At 71.7% G+C, this 18,890-nt stretch carries 18 protein-coding genes and 1 pseudogene; 5 read left to right on the forward strand and 14 right to left on the reverse strand.

Annotation, left to right across the window (positions count from 1 at the left end):
• Positions 1-67: 67 nt before the first annotated feature.
• The 3 genes from ACZ51I_RS14540 to ACZ51I_RS14550 form a co-directional block, all read right to left on the reverse strand.
• A complete protein-coding gene (locus ACZ51I_RS14540; protein WP_468875417.1) occupies positions 68-898 on the reverse strand; it encodes an aldo/keto reductase in 831 nt (276 codons plus the stop codon).
• A gap of 121 nt (positions 899-1,019) precedes the next feature.
• Positions 1,020-2,219: an MFS transporter gene (locus ACZ51I_RS14545; protein WP_468875419.1), complete on the reverse strand. Its 1,200-nt coding sequence runs from the start codon at positions 2,217-2,219 to the stop codon at positions 1,020-1,022.
• Positions 2,220-2,415: 196 nt separating this feature from the next.
• Positions 2,416-2,973 carry a hypothetical protein gene (locus ACZ51I_RS14550; protein ID WP_468875422.1) on the reverse strand — a complete coding sequence of 186 codons (558 nt, stop codon included), beginning with the start codon at positions 2,971-2,973 and terminating at the stop codon, positions 2,416-2,418.
• A gap of 392 nt (positions 2,974-3,365) precedes the next feature.
• On the opposite strand from ACZ51I_RS14550, the gene ACZ51I_RS14555 reads away from it, so the two are divergent.
• Positions 3,366-4,175, forward strand: a complete 810-nt coding sequence (locus ACZ51I_RS14555; protein WP_468875424.1) for an SDR family NAD(P)-dependent oxidoreductase — start codon at positions 3,366-3,368, stop codon at positions 4,173-4,175.
• 140 nt (positions 4,176-4,315) lie between these two features.
• On the opposite strand, the gene ACZ51I_RS14560 is transcribed toward ACZ51I_RS14555, so the two are convergent.
• Positions 4,316-4,654, reverse strand: a complete 339-nt coding sequence (locus ACZ51I_RS14560) for a thioredoxin family protein (protein WP_468875426.1) — start codon at positions 4,652-4,654, stop codon at positions 4,316-4,318.
• Between the two features lie 427 nt (positions 4,655-5,081).
• On the opposite strand from ACZ51I_RS14560, the gene ACZ51I_RS14565 reads away from it, so the two are divergent.
• The gene (locus ACZ51I_RS14565) at positions 5,082-5,594 is read left to right on the forward strand and encodes an SRPBCC family protein (protein ID WP_468875428.1); all 513 of its coding nucleotides are present in this window, start codon (positions 5,082-5,084) and stop codon (positions 5,592-5,594) included.
• A 75-nt stretch (positions 5,595-5,669) separates the two neighbouring features.
• Here the strand turns inward: ACZ51I_RS14565 and ACZ51I_RS14570 are convergent, their stop codons facing one another.
• Both ACZ51I_RS14570 and ACZ51I_RS14575 read right to left on the reverse strand, forming a co-directional pair.
• On the reverse strand, positions 5,670-6,806 hold the full coding sequence (locus tag ACZ51I_RS14570; RefSeq protein ID WP_468875430.1) for a PP2C family protein-serine/threonine phosphatase: 1,137 nt from the start codon (positions 6,804-6,806) through the stop codon (positions 5,670-5,672).
• A 193-nt stretch (positions 6,807-6,999) separates the two neighbouring features.
• On the reverse strand, positions 7,000-7,923 hold the full coding sequence (locus ACZ51I_RS14575) for an NADP-dependent oxidoreductase (RefSeq protein ID WP_468875432.1): 924 nt from the start codon (positions 7,921-7,923) through the stop codon (positions 7,000-7,002).
• 126 nt (positions 7,924-8,049) lie between these two features.
• On the opposite strand from ACZ51I_RS14575, the gene ACZ51I_RS14580 reads away from it, so the two are divergent.
• On the forward strand, positions 8,050-9,096 hold the full coding sequence (locus ACZ51I_RS14580; RefSeq protein WP_468875434.1) for a GlxA family transcriptional regulator: 1,047 nt from the start codon (positions 8,050-8,052) through the stop codon (positions 9,094-9,096).
• A gap of 7 nt (positions 9,097-9,103) precedes the next feature.
• Here the strand turns inward: ACZ51I_RS14580 and ACZ51I_RS14585 are convergent, their stop codons facing one another.
• The 8 genes from ACZ51I_RS14585 to ACZ51I_RS14620 all read right to left on the reverse strand — a co-directional run bounded on the left by ACZ51I_RS14585 (position 9,104) and on the right by ACZ51I_RS14620 (position 17,209).
• On the reverse strand, positions 9,104-10,324 hold the full coding sequence (locus tag ACZ51I_RS14585) for a mannosyltransferase family protein (RefSeq protein WP_468875436.1): 1,221 nt from the start codon (positions 10,322-10,324) through the stop codon (positions 9,104-9,106).
• Positions 10,325-10,416: 92 nt separating this feature from the next.
• A complete protein-coding gene (locus ACZ51I_RS14590) occupies positions 10,417-10,842 on the reverse strand; it encodes a hypothetical protein (protein ID WP_468875438.1) in 426 nt (141 codons plus the stop codon).
• Positions 10,835-11,422 carry a SigE family RNA polymerase sigma factor gene (locus ACZ51I_RS14595; RefSeq protein ID WP_468875440.1) on the reverse strand — a complete coding sequence of 196 codons (588 nt, stop codon included), beginning with the start codon at positions 11,420-11,422 and terminating at the stop codon, positions 10,835-10,837. Before ACZ51I_RS14595 ends, ACZ51I_RS14590 begins: the two co-directional genes overlap by 8 nt.
• Positions 11,423-11,566: 144 nt before the next feature.
• The gene (locus ACZ51I_RS14600; protein WP_468875442.1) at positions 11,567-11,851 is read right to left on the reverse strand and encodes a hypothetical protein; all 285 of its coding nucleotides are present in this window, start codon (positions 11,849-11,851) and stop codon (positions 11,567-11,569) included.
• 4 nt (positions 11,852-11,855) lie between these two features.
• Positions 11,856-12,407, reverse strand: a complete 552-nt coding sequence (locus tag ACZ51I_RS14605) for a DUF5994 family protein (protein ID WP_468875444.1) — start codon at positions 12,405-12,407, stop codon at positions 11,856-11,858.
• Positions 12,408-13,420: 1,013 nt separating this feature from the next.
• Entirely contained in the window at positions 13,421-13,807 is a 387-nt protein-coding gene (locus tag ACZ51I_RS14610) for a hypothetical protein (protein ID WP_468875446.1), read from the reverse strand.
• A gap of 658 nt (positions 13,808-14,465) precedes the next feature.
• Entirely contained in the window at positions 14,466-15,407 is a 942-nt protein-coding gene (locus tag ACZ51I_RS14615) for an SDR family NAD(P)-dependent oxidoreductase (protein ID WP_468875448.1), read from the reverse strand.
• A 671-nt stretch (positions 15,408-16,078) separates the two neighbouring features.
• Entirely contained in the window at positions 16,079-17,209 is a 1,131-nt protein-coding gene (locus tag ACZ51I_RS14620; protein WP_468875450.1) for a glutamate--cysteine ligase, read from the reverse strand.
• Between the two features lie 374 nt (positions 17,210-17,583).
• On the opposite strand from ACZ51I_RS14620, the gene ACZ51I_RS14625 reads away from it, so the two are divergent.
• Together ACZ51I_RS14625 and ACZ51I_RS14630 are read left to right on the forward strand one after the other, a co-directional pair.
• On the forward strand, positions 17,584-17,946 hold the full coding sequence (locus tag ACZ51I_RS14625) for a PRC-barrel domain-containing protein (RefSeq protein WP_468875452.1): 363 nt from the start codon (positions 17,584-17,586) through the stop codon (positions 17,944-17,946).
• Positions 17,947-18,140: 194 nt separating this feature from the next.
• Positions 18,141-18,513 (forward strand): annotated as a pseudogene (locus ACZ51I_RS14630) (transposase); the annotation flags it as partial.
• Between the last annotated feature and the right edge of the window lie 377 nt (positions 18,514-18,890).

Raw genomic sequence — 18,890 nt, forward strand, 5'->3', positions numbered from 1 at the left:
GGCTTTCCGAGCCACCGGGGCTGCGCCGAACAGCACCGAGGCCGCTACGAACGGGAGGCGCGCCGGTTCAGTCGAGTTCGTCGGGGTGCGGACCGGTCCGCAGATCGCGGTCGAGCGCGGCCACCGCCCGCATCTCCTCGTCCGTGAGGGCGAAGTCGAAGACCTCGAAGTTCTCGCGGATGCGGGCGGGGGTGACCGACTTGGGGATGACGACGTTCCCGAGCTGCAGGTGCCAGCGGATGACGACCTGCGCGGGGGACTTGCCGTGGCGGGCGGCGAGCTCGCCGATCACCCGGTCGTCGAGGACGGCCCCCTGGGCGAGGGGGCTCCACGCCTCGGTGGTGATCTCGTGCTCGGCGTGGAAGGCGCGCAGGTCGGTCTGCTGCAGGCCGGGGTGGAGCTCGACCTGGTTGACGGCCGGGATCAGCGCCGTACCATCCATCAGTCGCCGGAGGTGGTGGGGCTGGAAGTTGGAGACACCGACGGCACGGACGCGCCCCTCCCCCGCGAGTCGCTCCAGGGCGCGCCAGGAGTCCCGGTACAGGTCGCGGGCGGGCGCGGGCCAGTGGATGAGGTAGAGGTCGACGTGGTCGAGGCCGAGCTTGGCCAGGCTGGCGTCGAAGGCGCGGAGGGTGGCGTCGTACCCCTGGTCGGCGTTCCACAGCTTGGTGGTGACGAACAGCTCCTCGCGGGGCAGGCCGGAGGCGGCCAGCGCACGGCCGACGCCGGTCTCGTTGCCGTAGATGGCGGCGGTGTCGATGCTGCGGTAGCCGGTCTCGAGGGCGGCGGTGACCGCGGCCGTGGTCGCGTCGTCGGGGACCTGGAAGACGCCGAAGCCGAGTCGGGGGATCTCGACGCCGTTGTTGAGCGTGACGGTGGGGGTGGCGGAGGGGGTCATGGCGTGCCGATCTTCTTCCTGAGGTGTACGCGGGTGGGGGCGGGTGGCGGCGAAGGAGCGGGCCTGCTCGAGGGCGGGACGGGCAGCGGCATGATCGGGGCGCTGCGCTTCGCGCGGGGATTCAGTGGTGTACGGGGACACGGACAGCGGCAGCAGCGGCGTCGGCCCCGACGGCGGGGGTACGGCGCTCCAGCGCGGTGGACCAGAAGGCGAGGCCGAGCGCGGCGGCGGCGAGCGCGGCGCCGACCCAGTCGGGGGCCGTGTAGCCGAGGCCGGCGGCGATGACGAGGCCGCCGAGCCAGGCGGCGAGCGCGTTGCCGAGGTTGAAGGCGCCGATGTTGACCGCGGAGGCCAGGGTCGGTGCCCCGTGGGCCTGGTCGAGGACGCGCTTCTGCAGCGGGGGCACGGTGGCGAAGCCGAGCGCTCCGAAGAGGAGGATGGCGATCGCGGCGAGGATCTTGTTGTGGGCGACCACGGTGAACAGGGCGAGGACGACCGCGAGGCTGCCGAGGGTGGCGTACAGCAGAGGCATCAGCGCGCGGTCGGCGTACCTGCCGCCGAGCAGGTTGCCGAGGAACATGCCGACTCCGAAGAGGACGAGGAGCCAGGTGACGGCGCCCTCGGAGTAGCCGGCGACCTCGGTCATCATCGGCGCGATGTACGTGATCGCGGCGAAGACGCCGCCGAAGCCGAGCACGGTCATCGCCATCGCGAGCAGAACCTGCGGGTTACGGAACGCCTTCAGCTCCCGGCGCACGTGAGCACCCTCGGGGCGGGGCAGGGCGGGCACGAGTTTGGCGATGCCGAGAAGCCCGGCCACACCGAGCGCGGCGACGATCGCGAACGTGGTGCGCCAGCCGACGGTCTGGCCGATGAAGGTGCCGAGCGGCACGCCGACGATGTTGGCGACGGTCAGGCCGGTGAACATGGTGGCGATGGCGCCGGCCTTCTTGTCCGGCGCGACGAGGCCGGCGGCGACGACGGACCCGATGCCGAAGAACGAGCCGTGGGCGAGCGAGGAGATGACGCGGCCGGTCAGCATCAGCCCGAAGCTCGGGGCGAGGGCGGAGAGCACGTTGCCCAGCACGAACAGGCCCATCAGGAGCATGAGCATCCGCTTGCGGCTCACCTTGCTGCCGAGGACGGTCAGCACCGGCGCGCCGAGGACGACGCCGAGGGCGTAGCCGGTGACCAGGAGGCCGGCGGTGGGGATGGTGACGCCGAAGTCGGCGGCTATGTCGGGCAGCAGGCCCATGATGACGAATTCGGTCGTGCCGATGCCGAAGGCTCCGACTGCGAGAGCGAGCAGCGCGAGCGGCATGGCTCGTCCCCTTCCGGAATTGCTTGAACGGTCCCTTTGCATGCCTCCACAATAGTTGCGTACGCGCCATATGTGCAAACGCGGGTAGACGGTGGAATCTGGGTGGTGTGGGGTTGGAGGGGTTGCGCCGGGGCAGGCGGAAGGCGCTCGGACGGCCGGCTGCCAGTGGACGAGGCCGGAAGAGTGGGAGCCGGCGTCAGGGCCGCAGTCCGATGCGGTTGAGGGCGATCGTGCTGAGGTCGGCGATGGCTTGCCGGTCCCCCCTGCGCCAGGCGTCGGCCCATCCGCCCGGCGGGGCCGGGAGTTCCGTGAGCGCGCCGGGAGGACCGGTGAGGGCACGCAGGGCGAGCAGGTCCGCGCCACCGGGAGTCTCGGCGAGGCGGCGCAGGGTGCTGCTGTGCCGGACCCAGAGCAGGCGCGGCGGCAGCCACAGCAGCAGGACGACGAGCACCGGGACGAGGACGAGGGCCGTCGTCACCCCGTCGGCGAACTGGCCGACGGTCTCCTGGAACGACACCCCCGCGTCGGCGAAGCCGGAACCGGCGCCGGCCGCGGACCGGAGCGGCTTCTCCAGGACGTCGCCGATGAGCGGCACGTCCGACGCCGCGTCTCCCGCTTTGCCGAGTTCTTCGGCGAGGCTGTCGCCGGCACTCTCCACCTTGCGCCCCGGTTCGGCCAGCCGCATGATCACCGCTCGGACGGCGAAGGCCGCCCACACCGCGGCGGCGATCAGGGCGACGGCGATCAGGTCCACCAGCACCTGACGGTTTCGGCGTGCGGGCGTCTGGGCGTAGAAGCGCAATCGAGGGCTCCCGTTCGAGTCCTGGCGTCGAGGAGGTCCGGCCACGACTGGGCCGACCGGCCGTCGGATCCACTGTCGCACCGCGCCCTGTGGGCACACCCGCAAGACACGAGGCACGTCGGGAGCCCTGCGCCGACACCATCCACCCACGAGCGCGTAGAGCGTGCCGGCGCCCGCGGTGCCCCGTGGTGCCGGCCCGGTCGGCGACGCACCGGCGACCTCATGATCCGACGTACGGCCCGCCCGGCGCCGGACGGGGTTCGCCGGCCCGGCCCCGGGGACGGCGCGTGCCTAAGATCACCGGGACGGGGGACGGCGGACGAGACAGGGGAGAGGCGGCGGACATGGCGGATGAGCGCGTGTACCTGGTGACCGGGGGCGGGACGGGGATCGGGGCCGCGACCGCGCGGGCGCTGGCCCGGGCGGGACACAAGGTGGCGGTCTCCGGACGCCGCACCGAGCCGCTGCGGCTGGTCGCCGACGAGATCGATGCCCTGCCCGTACCGTCGGACATCGGGGAGCCCACCGCGGTGGCCTCGCTCGTCGAGACGGTGGTCGGCACGTACGGGCGGCTCGACGGTCTGGTGCTCAACGCCGGCATCGGGCGGGGCGGCGGGGTGGGCGAGGTGACCCTGGACGACTGGGACGAGGTCATGCGGACCAACCTCACCGGTCCGTTCCTGCTGCTGCGCGCCGCGCTCCCGCATCTGCTCGAAGCCCGCGGCGCGGTCGTCGCGGTGGCCTCGGTGTCCGCCCTGCGCAACGGCGTCGGGAACGCCGCCTACGCCACCTCCAAGGCGGCGCTGCTCCAGCTGTGCCGCTCGCTCGCGGTCGACTACGGGGGTGCGGGACTGCGGGCGAACACCGTGTGCCCGAGCTGGGTGCGCACCGACATGGCGGACCGCCGGATGAACCGGTTCGCCGACGAGGCGGGCCTGGGCGCGGACGGTCTGGCGGCGGCGTACGAGGAGGTGACCCGGGTTCTGCCCGCCGGGCGGCCCGGTGAGCCGCAGGAGGTCGCGGAGGCGGTCGCCTGGCTGCTGTCGCCCGCCGCCTCGTTCGTGAACGGTGCGGTGCTCACCGTCGACGGCGGCGCTACCGCGCTCGACCCGGGCACCCTCGGCTTCCAGTTCCGGCTGGAGCCGCGCACCTGACCGGCGGCGACGGCCGAGGGCTGCCGGTCGCGTCAGCCGACCGGCCGCCCTGCCGAGGTCACCGCTCCCGCGGCCTCCGAGTCGGTGTGGCCTCTCCGGCTCTCCGGTCACGGACCGGAGGGTAAGCCCGGCGTGGGGTCTCAGAGGTGACCGGCCACGAAGCCCCGGAGCTCGGGGGTGGTCAGGGGGCCCGTGCCATGCGCCACCGCCGCTCCCTCCTTCAGCAGGACGTAGGACGGGGCCCCGGTGACGGCGTAGCGCTCGGTCACGGCGGGACAGCGCGTGATGTCGGTGCGGACGACCGTCAGGCGGTCCGCGTACTCGTCGGCGATGCCCCCCACCACGAGGTCCATCGCCCTGCAGGTCTCGATCGCCTTGGGCCAGGTGCCGGTGAAGTACGCGAGGACAAGGCCTCCGCTCATCCTGAGGATGAAATCGAACTCCGCGTCCTCGCGGGGTTGGTGCACGCGCTTCGTCACGGACGCTCCTGACCTCGTGTTCCGCCCTGCCGTGCCCATCATCTCCCGCGCGGTGCGGGGGCAGCCGTCCGGCCCACCTCCCGCTCCGGGTCCCCGCGGGTCCCAGAACCGACGATCGAGGCGTACCGCACCTCCCCACCACCAGATCCGGATTCACCGCATGAAACGGCTCGCGTCGGTCACACGCCCACCGTGAGAGGACACACACGTGGACCCGGGACCGATGTCGTGGTCACGGACGCTTCCAGCGGCATCGGGCCGGGCGGTGGCAGCGGCGTTCGCCGCACACGGCGCCCCGGCGGCGTACCGGACGCGTCCACCCGGCCACACCCGGCACGGCCCCGCTCGGCGGCAGCTGTCCGGTCAGTGGCGCGGCGCCTGCCGTGCAGGATCTCCCGTCCCCCCATCCCCGAAGGAGTTGAGGACCGTGGCGCAGTGGAACCGGGTCATCGATGCGACGCCCGAGGACGTCTGGGCGCTGCTCAGCGACGGGGAGGGGTACGCCCGCTGGGTGGTCGGCGCCCATGAGTCGTGGGAGCGGGACGACCACTGGCCCGCGGAGGGCGCGGAGCTCGGCTACACCCTGAAGCTGGGCCCGTGGACGTACCGGGGCCGGACGGTCTCGCGGAGGTGCGAGCCGATCAGCCGGCTCGAACTGGAGGCGAAGTCGCGTCTCGGTTCCGCCCGGATCGCCTTCCGCGTCGAGCCCTGGGGCAGCCGGACCCTGGTCCTCGTCGACGAACATCCGCTGAGCGGCCCGGCCGCCCGCTGGCACAACTCGGCCGCCGACCTGCTCCTGCGCTGGCGCCACCGGCAGATGCTCGCCCGGCTGGAACGAGCCGCCGTCTCCGCATCGGACCACGCACCCGCCGGTTCCTCCGGCGACGCGCGTCCCGCCCCGAGCCCCGTCGGCGGAAACGGTGCGCGGAGCCGGACATGACGGCTCCGGACGCCGCCGCCGTCGTCATCGGCGCGGGATTCCGACGGGTGTGCTCCGTCGGGCGTCAAGGACCCGTCACGAACGCGAGGCGAGCCGCTCGACCGCGACGAGTGCGGCATCGTCGCCGAGATGGCCGCCGACATGGGCATGGAGATCGGCCCGAAGATGGTCGAGCAGGGTCGGCGGGTCGTCGTCCGTCCAGGCCATGAGTCGCTCGACCAGGGGGTAGAAGGCGCGCGCGTGGTCGCGGGCCTCGACCACGCCGTCCGTGTAGAGCAGCAGCACGTCCCCGACGTCGAAGGGGAAGGACTCCACCGTCACGGCGGGGGAGAGGACGTCCGACAGGCCCAGCGGAGGCCTCGTGTCGGCCGCGTGGAGGGGGATCACCCGGCCCCGGCTCAGGAGCAGCGGCGGGGGGTGCCCGCAGTTCACGAGCCGTACCACCGGCTCACGGTCGGGGATGTCGAGCACCAGCGCCGTGACGAATGCCTCGTCCGTGTCGTCGTCACCTTCGGGACCCGAGCCCGCCACCTGCCAGTCGGTCTCCTCCGCCGAGCCGACTCCCTCCTCCAGGTGCCCGATCAGCTCCGGAAGCTCCCGCTCGCGGCGCGCGCTGACCCGGAAGGCGCCGAGGACGAGAGAGGCCTCGCTGATCGCGTCGAGCCCCTTGCCCCGGGCGTCGCCGATGAGAAGCCGCGTCCCGGAAGCCGTACGGGCCGCCGCGTAGAGGTCGCCGCCCATCTGGGCCTCCTCCTCGGCCGCCAGATAGACCGAGGCGATGCGCAGCGGCCCCGCCCGGTGGGGGAGCGGGCGCAGGACGACGCTCTGGGCGGCCTGGGCGATGGAGCGCAGGCGGTTCACACGAGTCTCGTCCCGTTCACGCAGGTGCGCGAAGAAGGTCACGATGACCGAGATGAGGACCAGCGCGACGATCTGATACGTGTGGTTGAGATCCGTGATGCTGGTCCGCGCGACCGCCACCACCGACTGGGCGAGCACCGCGACCGCTCCCACGAAGGCCGTCATCCGGGGCCCGGCGAACGACGCGGTCACCGCCGGCGCGGCGATCAGGAACGGCCCCAGATGCACGTCGGGTGGCGACAGGACGTCGACCACCGTGACCGCCGCGATCAGGGCGAAGGGCGCCGCGAGCAGCAGTCGTCCGCCGGCCCCGGAGACGCGGGGGCCGAAGGCTCGCCGACGGAGATCCATGGGAAAGGCATACCGCAGGTGAGGGGACATGTCCTGTTGCGGGGACATGAGCGGGCGCACGTCCCCGCAACAGGAAACCCGCATCGCGAGACCGCCGTCGACGAGCGGGCCACCCGCCTCCGGCCACCTACGACGGCCCTTGCGTCGACCCCCCCCGCCACCCGAGGAACGGCAGCCCACCGCGCCCCCGACGTCAGACGACCGACAGGACGATCTTGCCGGTCGTACGGCCCCGCTCCCCGAGCTCGTGGGCCTTCGCGGCCTCGGACAGCGGCAGGACGGTGTCGACGACCGGGCGCAGCGCCCCGCTCTCCACCAGAGCGGCGATCTCCCGCAGGCCCAGGTGGTCGGGCTCGACCAGGACCCACGCGGCCCGCACGCCCTCAGGCGCGGCGGGCACGTCGTCCGGGCCGGGAAGGGTGATGAGCCGCCCGCCGGTCCGCAGCACCTTCAGGGACCGCTCGGCCGTCTCGCCGCCGAGGGAGTCGAGGACGATGTCGACGTCCGAGACGACGTCCTCGAACCGGGCCTCGCGGTAGTCGATCACCTCGTCCGCGCCGAGCTGCCGGAGGAGCTCGTGCTTGGCGGCGCTGGCCGTCCCGATGACGTACGCGCCGCGTGCCTTGGCGATCTGGACGGCGAAGTGGCCCACGCCGCCGGCCGCGGCGTGCACGAGCACGCGCTCGCCCGGCCGCACGTCCGCCGCGTCGACCAGGGCCTGCCAGGCGGTCAGCGCGGCGAGCGGCAGCGCCGCCGCCTCCACGTGGGTGAGCGAGGCCGGCTTCGGCGCGAGGTGGCGGGCCGGTGCCACGACGTACTCGGCGTATCCCCCGGCCTGCCGGGGGAACAGCGGCATCCCGAAGACCTCGTCCCCCGGGCGGAGGCTCCCGACGCCCGGCCCCACCGCTTCGACCGTGCCGGAGACGTCCCAGCCGACTGCCGGCAGCGCACCCCACTCGATGAGGGCGCCGGTTGCCCGGGTCTTCCAGTCCACCGGGTTCACGCCGGCGGCGTGCACGCGCACCAGCACCTCGTTCAGGCCCGGCTCCGGGCGCTCCACCTCACGCTCGACGAGCTGCTCGGGACCGCCCCACTGCTCCACGACCACCGCACGCATGTTCTCCGCCTCGTTTCTTCTCGTTCGGGATCCGCCGGACTCTCTCCGGCGGCGACCCGTTCACGATCCCGTCCCACGGCGCTTCGCGGTACTGGCCGCCTGGCCACTATGTGACAGAATTTGGCCATGGATGAAACGACCCCGCGCGAGACGAATCTCCGCGTTCACCGCATCGCGGTGCTCGCCCTGCCCGGGGTGCCGCCCTTCGAGCTCGGCATTCCCTCGCGCGTCTTCGGCAGCGTCCAGGACGCCGAGGGCCGACCCCTGTACGAGGTCACCGTCTGCACGGCCGACGGCGCGCCCGTCCCCAGCGACGCAGGATTCGTCGTCCAGCCGGCGGCAGGTCCGGAGGCGCTCGCCACCGCCGACACCGTGGTCGTCCCGCCGACGCACGCCATGCCGGAGCTGGGGCGCGGAGGCCCGCTGCCGCCCGAGGTCGCCGCGGCCATCGCCGGGATCCGGCCCGGTACGCGTCTCGTGTCGATCTGTTCCGGGTCGTACGTGCTCGCCGCCGCGGGTCTGCTCGACGGGCGGCCGGCCACCACCCACTGGAATCTGGCCCCGGAGTTCCGGGAGGCGTATCCCGAGGTCAAGGTCGACGAGGAGGTGCTCTTCGTCGACGACGGCGACGTGCTCACCTCGGCGGGGGTGGCCGCCGGGGTCGATCTGTGCCTGCACATGATCCGGCGCGATCACGGCGCCGCGGCGGCCAACCGGGCGGCCCGCATGTGCGTCGTACCGCCGTGGCGGGACGGCGGACAGGCCCAGTTCATCGACCGGCCCGTGCCCGAGCCGACCCTCGCCGGCACGTCCGCGACGCGCGCCTGGGCCCTCGAGCACCTCGCGGAGCCGCTCACCCTCGGCCGGCTCGCCGAGCACGCCCGCATGAGCCTGCGGTCGTTCACCCGCCGGTTCCGGGACGAGGTCGGGATGACGCCCGTGCAGTGGCTCACCGCGCAGCGCCTGGAACTGGCCAAACAGCTCCTGGAGACCACCGACCTCCCCATCGACCTCGTCGCGCACCGGGCGGGCATCGGCTCCGGCAACTCCCTGCGCGCGCACATGAGGACGGCGTTCGGCGTCTCGCCCGCCGCCTACCGGCGCGCCTTCGGCGCCTCGGACCCCGTCGGCACGACCAAGCTGACCGACGAGACGAGCCGCCCGGCTGGGTGACGACAGGTCAGCCCGCCCAACGCCCCGAGAAGAAGGCCACGGCCAGGACGACGGACAGCGGAACCGAGAGACAGAGCCAGGCGGCCGAGAGTCGGGGCCTGCGCAAGGTCAAGCATGCGAGACCGATCCACAGCGGCCACCACAGGAGAGTGGCGCGCGGGACGGACATGTACCAGTACGAGGTGCCCAGGGCCCAGAGGCTGAGCGCGATGTAGACGGCCTCGGGGCGGCGCCGGGCGCGAGCGAGCAGGACCACGGTGACGAGGCCGACGGCCATGGCGACGAGCTCGGCCTGCCACATGAGGGCGTACGGCGTGGTGTAGCCGTGGCCGAAGGCGGCGTCCCACGTCGTGCTCCAGGACTCCCAAGGCGCGTGGAACTCGCGGTACCAGCCGCGCTCCTGGGCGTGCTTCCACGCCATCCAGTCGCCGGTGCGCCCGTACAGGTACCAGGAGTAGAGGAGCGGCGGCAGCGCGGGCAGGGCCAGCCACGGCAGCCGGCGCAGCTCGCCTCGCCGACGGACCGTCAGGGCGAAGTGGACGACGAGCGCGGCGACGACGAAGAGCCCGCTCACCCGCACGGTGGTGGCACCGGCCGCCAGGAGTCCGGCGAGCCGCCAGTCGTGGCGCAGCGCGGCGAGCCAGGCCGGCAGTGCGAGGGCGAGGAAGAGCGCCTCGGTGTAGCCGACGGCGAGGAACACGGCGCACGGCGAGGCGAGCAGGAGGAGAACGGCCCGACGGGCGTCGGCCACCTGGGGCAGGTGGCGCCGGGCGATGCGGCCCAGGGCGACGACGGCGACGCCCCCGGCGACGAGGGAGACGAGGAGTCCGGCGGCGGCCCAGTCCCGTACGAGGGGGTGCAGGACCCTCAGGAGGAGCGGGAAGCCGGGGAAGAAGGCCTCCCTGTTGTCCCACTCGCCGGGCCGGGCCGCGGGGTCGTCGGGAAAGTAGCCGTCGCGGGCGATGTGCAGGTAGTGGTTCCAGTCCCACTGCCCGACGACCGAGGCGAACGGTTCCGGGTGGTGTGCCTCGGGGTCGCGCGGGAAGAGCCAGGCGGTGCAGTACGCGGTGAGGAGGAGGGCGACGCGCGTGTACAGGTAGAGCGTCAGGACGTCACGGTCACCGGAGTCGAGACGAAGGCGCCGCCGCGGCGTCGACGGGTCCGGGCTGCGGGGAGCGGCAGGCGCCGCGTGCGTGATGTTCCGTATGTCGGGCTCTATGAGCGTCATGGACGGCGTCGGTTCCTCTCGGAGGGCATGGCGGGGCGCGGGACGGCCTGGCGTGTGGTGGCGGTCCCTGACGAGCGGGGTGGGGTACGGGTCTAGCCGGCACCGCCGGGCGGTGTCGTGGTCGTGGAGAGCGGGGGTGTGGTGGTGGTCTCCGACGGGGAGGTGGTGGTGCCGACGGGCGGAGGGGCGCCGGTCGTGGGCGGCAGGGTGGCGCTCGAACCCGGACTCGTACTCGCCGGAGTCGGACCGGGCACCGAAGAGGTGGTCGCAGGTACGACCGGCTGGGAGGGCCCGGGCAGCAGAGTGGCGAGCGCGGCTCCTCCGCCGCCCACCACGAGGCACGCGCCCACGGCCAGCACCGCGAGGCGGCGCCGGTGGACGCGCCGGCCGCGGGCGCTGATCTCGGCGGCCGGCGCGTAGGAGGCGCGGGCGCGGCCCACCGCGGCGGCCTCCTCGAAGAGCGCCTTCAGCGGGTCGTGGGACGGGTCGTCGAGAAACGGGTCGCGGGGCTCATTCACCGGGGGCCTCCTCGCCGGACGAACGGTCGGTGCGGGGGGCCGCGCCCCGCTGGTCTTCGGTACGGGGGCGCACGCCTCGCTGGTCTTCGGTGCGAGGGCCCACGCCTCGCGGATCCTCGATCCGGAGGGCGAGCGACGCCCGGCCGCGCGACAGGTGGGTCTTGACCGTGTCGGTCGACAGACCGGTCTCGGCGGCGACCTGATCGACGCTCATGTCGCACAGGTAGTGCAGGGCAAGAGTGCGGCGCTGCTGCTGGGGCAGTCCACGCAGCGCGTCGACGAGCACCAGGTGGTCCGGTCCGGGGCCCTCGACCGACGGTGGCGCCGCCCCGCGCCGCCACGCCTCGGTGGTACGCCGACGGAACCGCCACCGGCTCACCGCGAGCCGCCAGGCGACCGTACGGATCCACGCCTCGGGCTGTCCTTCACGGTCGAGCTGCCGCCGCCGGTCCCAGCCCTTGACGAAGGCCTCCTGCACGACGTCCTGCGCCTCGTGCAGATCGCCGAGCATCACGTACAACTGGCCCGTGAGCCGCGCCACCGTGTGGGCGTAGAACTCTTCGAACTCCTCGACGGTCAACGAACACTCCCGGATCTCCGACTACACCCCGCATACGCCGGGCGTCGGTCCCGCGGTTGACACGGAACCCCACGGGCAAGAGTGATCGTGATCACGCAACCGAACCCGGACGACACGCGTCCGGGTTCGGTGGGGCGGCGCTCCTCACACCTCGTCGACGTGGGTACCGGTGAGAGGGGACGTCCGACTGGTGGTGAGCCAGGAGTGGGCGGCCCGCGCGGTGGTTTCGGTGTCGACGGTGAGATGGAGCCGGGTGCCGCCCTCCGGGACGGGGTAGCTGCGCTGTTCCGTCCCCGCGAAGGAGCGGCGGATGACTTCGGCGACCGCGCGGGCGGCTTCGGGAGTGGAGGCGACGATACGGATCTCGGCGTGCCCGGCCGGGACCGAGGTCGCGGTGTCGGAGGGCGGCGAGGAAGGGACTCCCGTCACGACGTCACCACCGCCGGCTGCGCGGCGGCCTGATCATCCGGGCTCCGGCGACCGGGTGACCGAGGGCCGGCGGAGCGGCCCCGCCGTCGGTCTCCCAGTCGCTTTCGGTGCTTCGGCCGTCCCGCGTACGGCGGCCGGTCGCGGCCTCGTCGGACATCAGGGCACCGGCGGTGAGGGTGCTGCCTGGGAGGGCGGCGGCAGTCATCAGCCGGGCGGCCGCGGCGGGTTCGGTCTCGGGAGGGACCACCAGGAGGTCGCAGCGACCGACGGTGTAGGAGAGCAGGATCATCTTGTCGGGATCCTGTTCGGTAAACCAGCCGACGTGCACGGTGCGCCCGGCGACGACGACCTTGTGCGGGACGACGGGCCAGCGGGTGGGGTTCACCGTGACACGTGTGATGCGTCCGAACGGCTCTTCCAGCGCGTCGATCAAGGCCGGAATCTCGGCAGCGAGCTCACGCGAACGGGGCCACCAGGCGCCGTCCAGGAGGCCGGCGAGTGTGGTCTGCGGGGTCAGCGAAAGCCGCGCTGGCAGCGGGGGAGCGACAGTCGTCATGATCGCGGACCTGTCTCCGGGCCGCCCTGCAGGACGGCCCAGTGTCTTGATCGCCGGAAACGACGTCCGCGTGGGAGCGGGTGTTCGAGTTACTCCCGGTATCTCCAGCGTACTCCGCTCCATCGCCGGTGTCTGTGCCTGGGAAGGTTGAGCGCGTGCCGTCGAACCTCGAGTGACGCTGCCTGGGCGCACGTAACCTCGACGCCATGGGCGATTTCCTTCCGCTGGTACTGATCTTCAGTGGCATGGCCGCAGTACTCCCTGCCCTGGTGTGGCTGGCGCGCCACGTCCGTCGCCGCGGCACGGCAGGCGCGGCCGTCGGCGCGGCGTTGGCCTCGTGGGAGGAAGCGTGGCGCGTCACCGCTCACGAAGCCCACTGGGAGATCAAGGCGCAGGCGGAGCGTCAGTTCCCTGCGTTGTCGCCTGACGGCCACTGGCCAGGTAGCCGGCACGAAGCGAGGCCGGGTCGGCGATATCGCATGCCTTCTGTGGCTGGGGCCCGCGGAGGAAAGAGGGGACTGCGCCGCCTGGTACGGCGGTGGCGTCAACGGGGCTGACCGAACCCGGTCTCCCGCAAGGCTGTGCGACGAGGCACCTCGGACGAGCCATGCCGACGAGGACGTTTCGCACACGGGGCACCAACCGACCGAGGCCACCGCGGAGGCCACCACTCGAACAGGACGAGGGCGGCAACGCCGAAGTGGCTTCTCCGCGTGTGGGCGAGACCCCGTGCCCCCGCGCGGACCTCTCGATCCGCCCGCTCCACCTGGCCCATCACCGGCTCCGGGCCGAACACGCCGGAGAACAGCCCACCCCTCCCTCTCTGCTTCGCCGCACCCGCAGGGCTCGGCCGGGGCTTGCCGACCCCGGCCGGGCGTCACCTGCCGCTTCTACTGCACCGGCGGCACACCCTGACCGACGCTCCCCGACCGCCGGACACCGACCGTGAGCGGCCGACACGGGCCCGGACTCCCCCCACCCCGATTCGCCGCTCGCGCTCGAGGTCCAGCGGATCAGCAGTGTGACGCCGAGCTGATCTTGATGCCGGTGAGCGTTTCCACTGCATCGAAGCTGTCCATCGAGTTGGGGGGCAGGCATGTGTACGTGGTCTCGCCATACTCGGTGTAGCGCAGCCATACAACGTCGTCGTTGCGGGTGTTGTAGACGTAATTGGCTCCGCGAGCAGCGGTGCTGAGGTTCTGGTAGCCGGATGTGATGTCCTGATACCTGGCGTTGGGGTTCCCGGCGTTCCACCTGTCGATGTTCTGGTAGAAGCAGACCTGAGGGTAGTTACAGCCGTTCCAGGAGCCGGCGGAGGCGCTGGGGGCCAGGACGAGTGCGGTGCTCGAGAAAGCTGCGAGCGAGGCCGCCACGGCGGCGATGCGCTTCTTGAGGGTCATAGGTCAGAAGAATGTCGGTGGAAGATTCGACTCCGTAGATGAAATCCGGTCCCATTTCCCAGCCCACCTGCGGCTCTTCTGGCACGCCTTGCACCATCATCCACGCGGTCTGGGTAGGTGTATCCCGAACGCTCCGGACCGTTCCGATTGACCCATCTCAGCGTCAACGGTTGTACCGGTGTTCCTGCCGACGACAGAGGACCGAAGGCCCGGACCAACCGCCACCCCAGGGGTGAACCCCGCGGGGAAATGTCGGCTCCCAAGCCGCCGTCCTTGCTGACCGGCGCGACAGTCGAGAATCCCCGCCGCAGCAGGGCAGTGGTGACTCATGAGAGTTCATACGCTGGTGAAGCGCTGAGCAACGCCACTCCCACCCGGCCATGCGGCTACGTCACCGGCCTGGCGACGGGGTCCACACGCACGCCCTGGCGACCGCGGGCGACGCCGAACTCTTCGCCCACAACCCTGCCATGGCCGCGCACGGCCTCATGGGCCAGACCGGTCCGAGACGATGAGTGTCGCTACCGGATACACGGGAGGCCGGCACCGAGTCGTTGACCGGACGACCGAGCGACACGCTGGGCGCGAACGGCTCCGCGACCCGCCCGAGGCGCCCGAGCTGTTCGACATCCTGCTGGCCACCGCGCAGGTGCATGAGTCATCCAACGACGGTGCTGAGGTCGGTGCCGGTCAGATCACGGCTCGCGTCCCACAACCGGGCCGCGACGTAGGGGTCGGCCAGGTGGTTCCAGACCGCTTCACGCCGAGGCTCGCCGCGCAGGCCGAAGACGCGCGGTCCCCAGAGCTGGCCTCCACGCCCGGCAGGGTCGAGCACCGCTCGGACCGCGGGCCATGCTCCGGCGTGCTTGCCCTGGACAAGGAGGGCCGCAGGCGCCGCGCTCAGCCGTGCGCCGGTAGTCCGCACATGGACCGGCGGCCGCGACGGGGTGAGGGAGTCCAGCGCGCCGCCGGGATGGACCACCACGCTCGCCACCGTGCTGCCGACGGCACGCAGGCGGCGATCGAGTTCGACGCCGAAGTACATCTGAGCCAACTTGGAGCGTCCGTAGGTTCGCTTGGGCCGGTAGTCCTTCCGGGACTGCAGGTCGTCCAGGTCGAGCCGCTCGGACTTCGCCGCGAAGCTTCCCATGGTCACCACACGGGCCGCCGGCGCAGCCGACAGCAGTGGCATCAGCCACCGGGTCAAGGCGAAGTGTCCAAGGTGGTTCGTGCCGAACATGAGCTCGTGACCGTCCCGGGTCTCCCTGCGTGGCGGGTCGTCAAGCGCGACACCGGCGTTGTGGACTACCGCGTCAAGGCGCCCCACCTCCAGCGATTCCGCCACTGTCTCGAGCGACGAGAGATCAGCGAGGTCCAGCCGCACGGCCCGCACCCGTGCACCGGGGACACCTGCGCGGATCGAGGCCATGGCGATCTCGGCCTTTGCGGGACTTCGACTGCCGAGTACGACGGTGGCGCCGGTTGCCGACAACTGCTCGGCGACGAAGTACCCGATGCCGGCATTACCGCCGGTGACCAGGAAGACGCGGCCGTCGGCCCTCGGCAGTCGTTGGATATTCCAGGGCGGGGTGGACGACATGGCGACGGGGTTCTCTTCCTGTTGAAGGCGGCTGCATTGGTGTCCTTGGGTAACTCGACCGCCACGGTTCCAGCGGTCACCGACAGATCGCCTACGAATCACCGACACTCTCACCAGCCGGCCGGCATCCTGCCGACGTGGTGCCGGCGCCCCCAGGATCGGCACACCGGGCAGCTCCCGCCCATGCACCGCCTGCCGCGCGCTCATCACGGTGTGCAGAGCCGCCTCGATCCGGGCACCACCCGGCAGCACTCCTTAGATACCGGAAGGCAGCCCCAGCGCGTGCTGATTGTGGTCCTCCACGACACCGGAGTCGTGAACGGGCTCTGTCGCTGATCTTGTAACGGCCTGGATCTTGTGCGATCGCACTGGATACTTTGTCGCCATGCGCCATGCGCCATCGTGACGTACAGCAGCCGGCCCTGCTTGACGCGGGAGGCGGCCCCTCCTCCAGCTGTGCCGAGATGTCTCCCCCAGACGAGGAGGGCGGGACCACCCTCCGGGCGGTGTGACGAAGCCGCTTCCGCTGACTCCTGGCGGGCTTCGCACGTTCCGCCCACTCCGGCAGGCCGAGCGCCGGCACACACCACCGAAACCTCATCGGTGAGCTTTCGGTGTCCACGGCCAAGACGCCGCCCCCCTAAGGGAGAGGATGGGGCCGTATTCGACAGCTACCCCTGCGGAGTGCCGTCCTCCGTGGTGATCCTGGCGCAGGCCCGTACGACCTCACCGAGTTCCATCCCGCTTTCGAGGAGGTCGCGCTGGCGTCGGGCTCCTCCGCCGCGCACCAGGAGGTTCTTGAGGGAGGCGCGCGCCCGGTCGAGGTCACCGGTCTCCCGCAGGGCCTCCTCGGTGTGGGCGATGAAGGCGTCGAAGGCCGCCTCCGGCGGGATCGGCCGCAGCGTCCGAGGGTCGAGCAGCGGACCCTCCGGTCCGGAGCGGGCGGCCTGCCAGGCTGCGAGCCGAAGCACTTCGACCGGAACCCGGGGCACGGGCTCTCCCGACCGCCACGCCCGCGCCTCGGTCTCGACCAGGGCCCGGGCGAGGGTGGCCACCAGCACCGTGGTGTCGGGTTCGAGACAGACGTCGGCGACGCGGATCTCGACAGTGGGGAAGTTGTGGGAGAGACGGGCATCGAAATAGATCATGCCTTGGTCGCGCAGGACCCCGGTGCTCAGCATGTCGCGCACGCGCGCGTGGTAGCCGGCGGCGTTGCCGAACGGCTCGTACGGGCCTGCGGAAGGGAGGCGGTACCAGACCCGGCTGCGGTAGCTGGCGTATCCCGTGTCCTTCCCCTGCCAGTAGGGCGAATTGGCGCTGATCGCGGTCAGGAGCGGCAGCCACGTACGGATCCGGTCGAGGACCGCGACGCCCTCCTCGTCCGACTCGACGGAGACGTGCACGTGGCATCCGCCGGTGAGCTGCTCCTCCGCCGTCAGGGCGAACTGGTCGGCCATCCAGCGGTACCGCCGCCCGAGGTTCCGGGAGGGTTGCACGGCCAGCGGCGAGGTCGCCAGGGCGGCGACCTGGGCGCCGACCCCTTCGGCGTGGCGCCCGGCCTCGCCGCGCCACCGGACGATCTCCTCGCGGAGGGCGCCCATGTCGCTGAGGGGGCGGGTGGCGAACTCCAGCTGCTCCTGATGCAGCTCCTTCTCGAAGACATCCCCCGCCTCACCCCCGGCGGCCGCGGCAAGGACGGCGGAGGACAGGGCGAGCGGCTCGCCGGTCCGGGCGCTGACGAGCAGCAGCTCCTCCTCCACTCCTACTGTGCGGGTCTTGCGCTGCGTCGGGGTCTGGGTCACGCGGTTCTTCCTTCCGGGCGGAGCATCGCTGATCTTGGATGTCTTTCAGACGCTTACCCAGGATCGGCCGGATCATCTGGGGCGGACACGGGCACTCTCCCCTGAAGCCGGCGCCTGCTGCCTCCGAGCGGGCTACTCCTGCTGAGGGGAGAAGACCTCGGCATCCGGTACGTTCCGCTCCGGACCCGGCGACGGGACCTTCGCCCATGCGCAGAGCCCCAGGCGTAAGGGGAGCGGATCGGGGCACGCGAACACCAGAGGTTGATACGAAGAAAGAGCGGTCATAGAGAGGGCCCCGAGCGGGACTGAGGCCGAGAGACCGCGCCCGGACCGGCCAGACCGCTACCGATTCACGGATCAGGAGTTGTTCGTACGTGACTGAGAACGTGTGGAATTACCGGCCGTCGTTCAACTACGCCGTCGGCACGGACCTCACCGGCTACAAGGTGGAGGCGGTCGACGGGAGCATCGGCAAGGTCGACAAGCATTCCGAAGAGGTGGACGACGCCTACCTCGTGGTCGACACCGGCGTGTGGATCTTCGGTAAGGAGGTCCTTCTGCCCGCGAACACGATCTCGCGCATCGACGCGGAGGACAAGAAGATCTACCTGGACCTCACCAAGGAACAGATCGAGAACTCCCCCGAATTCCACCGCGAGAAGCACCTCGACGAGGTCGCCTACCGCGACCAGGTGGCTTCGTATTACGGCCACACCGGCGGCGCCGGCCCCCTGTAGAACTCAAGTACCGCAGCCCACCGGCGTCCATCCGGCTGCGGCCTCGGGTCGGCCGGGGGCAGCGCCCGCCCCCGCTCCGCGGATGCGGATGAGCCTCAGCGCCTGGCCGGCCACCCGGTGAAGGGGCGGGGGAGACGGCTGCGGGTCGGTGGTCTCCCCTCTCGCTTTTCACCGTGGCTGCGCAGCCGGTCGGCCGAGACGCATGCGCCCACCAGCTCCCATTGGTCGAGGACGCGCTCGGCAAGCAGAGGCCCGCCCTCCTCATCCAAGTGGAGGCCGCCTGCACCGCCGCCGACCAGCTCGCGGAAGCGGTCGAGGAAACCTTCTCCCAGCACCCGGGCCCGGAGATCCTGCCGAGCTTTCCCGCTTCGGCATCCAGCTCGCCGCCCGCCACCTGGCCGAGATAGGCGAAGGCCGACCCCTTTCGCCGACGACCGCGGCCTGAAGGCTTACGCCGGCTCCTTGCCCGTCACCCGTGCCTCCGGCAAGAAGTCCGCCATCACCAGACGCTGGGTGAAGAACGACCGGCTCGACCACACCGGCTACCTCTGGGCCTTCGCCCCGCTCCGGACTCATCTGGAAACGTTCGTTCTCGCGCTCGAGCCCTTTCCCCGTTCCGACCGGCCCCGACCGCCTCACCAAATGCGAAAGTCATCGGTTCCGCCCCACTGTTCAGGCCGAGGCAGCGGACACACGGCCTCGGCCTTGGACCGACGGCTGGATCCGGTAGGGGCGCAGGCGAACACGGTGCCCGATCGCCGCCCGTCACGGTGACCGTCTCTGTGGCGCGGCCCGCCCCGTCCGGACGTTCCGTGGGTGCTCGCCTCCGGTTCATACCTCTGAGTGAGGGAAGCCGGCTTCGGGTCGGAGGCATACATGGGATCCCTAGGGTGGGCGTCGGGCGGTCGGCGGCCGCCTGATCGGCACGTCTCATACCCAGGAGT

It is taken from the genome of Streptomyces sp. NPDC034084, from assembly GCF_055575535.1.

Coding starts and splice junctions, on each gene's coding strand:
- ACZ51I_RS14540 (WP_468875417.1), bottom strand. CDS start 898: ATGACCCCCTCCGCCACCCCCACCGTCACGCTCAACAACGGCGTCGAG.
- ACZ51I_RS14545 (WP_468875419.1), bottom strand. CDS start 2,219: ATGCCGCTCGCGCTGCTCGCTCTCGCAGTCGGAGCCTTCGGCATCGGC.
- ACZ51I_RS14555 (WP_468875424.1), top strand. CDS start 3,366: ATGGCGGATGAGCGCGTGTACCTGGTGACCGGGGGCGGGACGGGGATC.
- ACZ51I_RS14570 (WP_468875430.1), bottom strand. CDS start 6,806: ATGGATCTCCGTCGGCGAGCCTTCGGCCCCCGCGTCTCCGGGGCCGGC.
- ACZ51I_RS14575 (WP_468875432.1), bottom strand. CDS start 7,923: ATGCGTGCGGTGGTCGTGGAGCAGTGGGGCGGTCCCGAGCAGCTCGTC.
- ACZ51I_RS14580 (WP_468875434.1), top strand. CDS start 8,050: ATGGATGAAACGACCCCGCGCGAGACGAATCTCCGCGTTCACCGCATC.
- ACZ51I_RS14585 (WP_468875436.1), bottom strand. CDS start 10,324: ATGACGCTCATAGAGCCCGACATACGGAACATCACGCACGCGGCGCCT.
- ACZ51I_RS14605 (WP_468875444.1), bottom strand. CDS start 12,407: ATGACGACTGTCGCTCCCCCGCTGCCAGCGCGGCTTTCGCTGACCCCG.
- ACZ51I_RS14610 (WP_468875446.1), bottom strand. CDS start 13,807: ATGACCCTCAAGAAGCGCATCGCCGCCGTGGCGGCCTCGCTCGCAGCT.
- ACZ51I_RS14615 (WP_468875448.1), bottom strand. CDS start 15,407: ATGTCGTCCACCCCGCCCTGGAATATCCAACGACTGCCGAGGGCCGAC.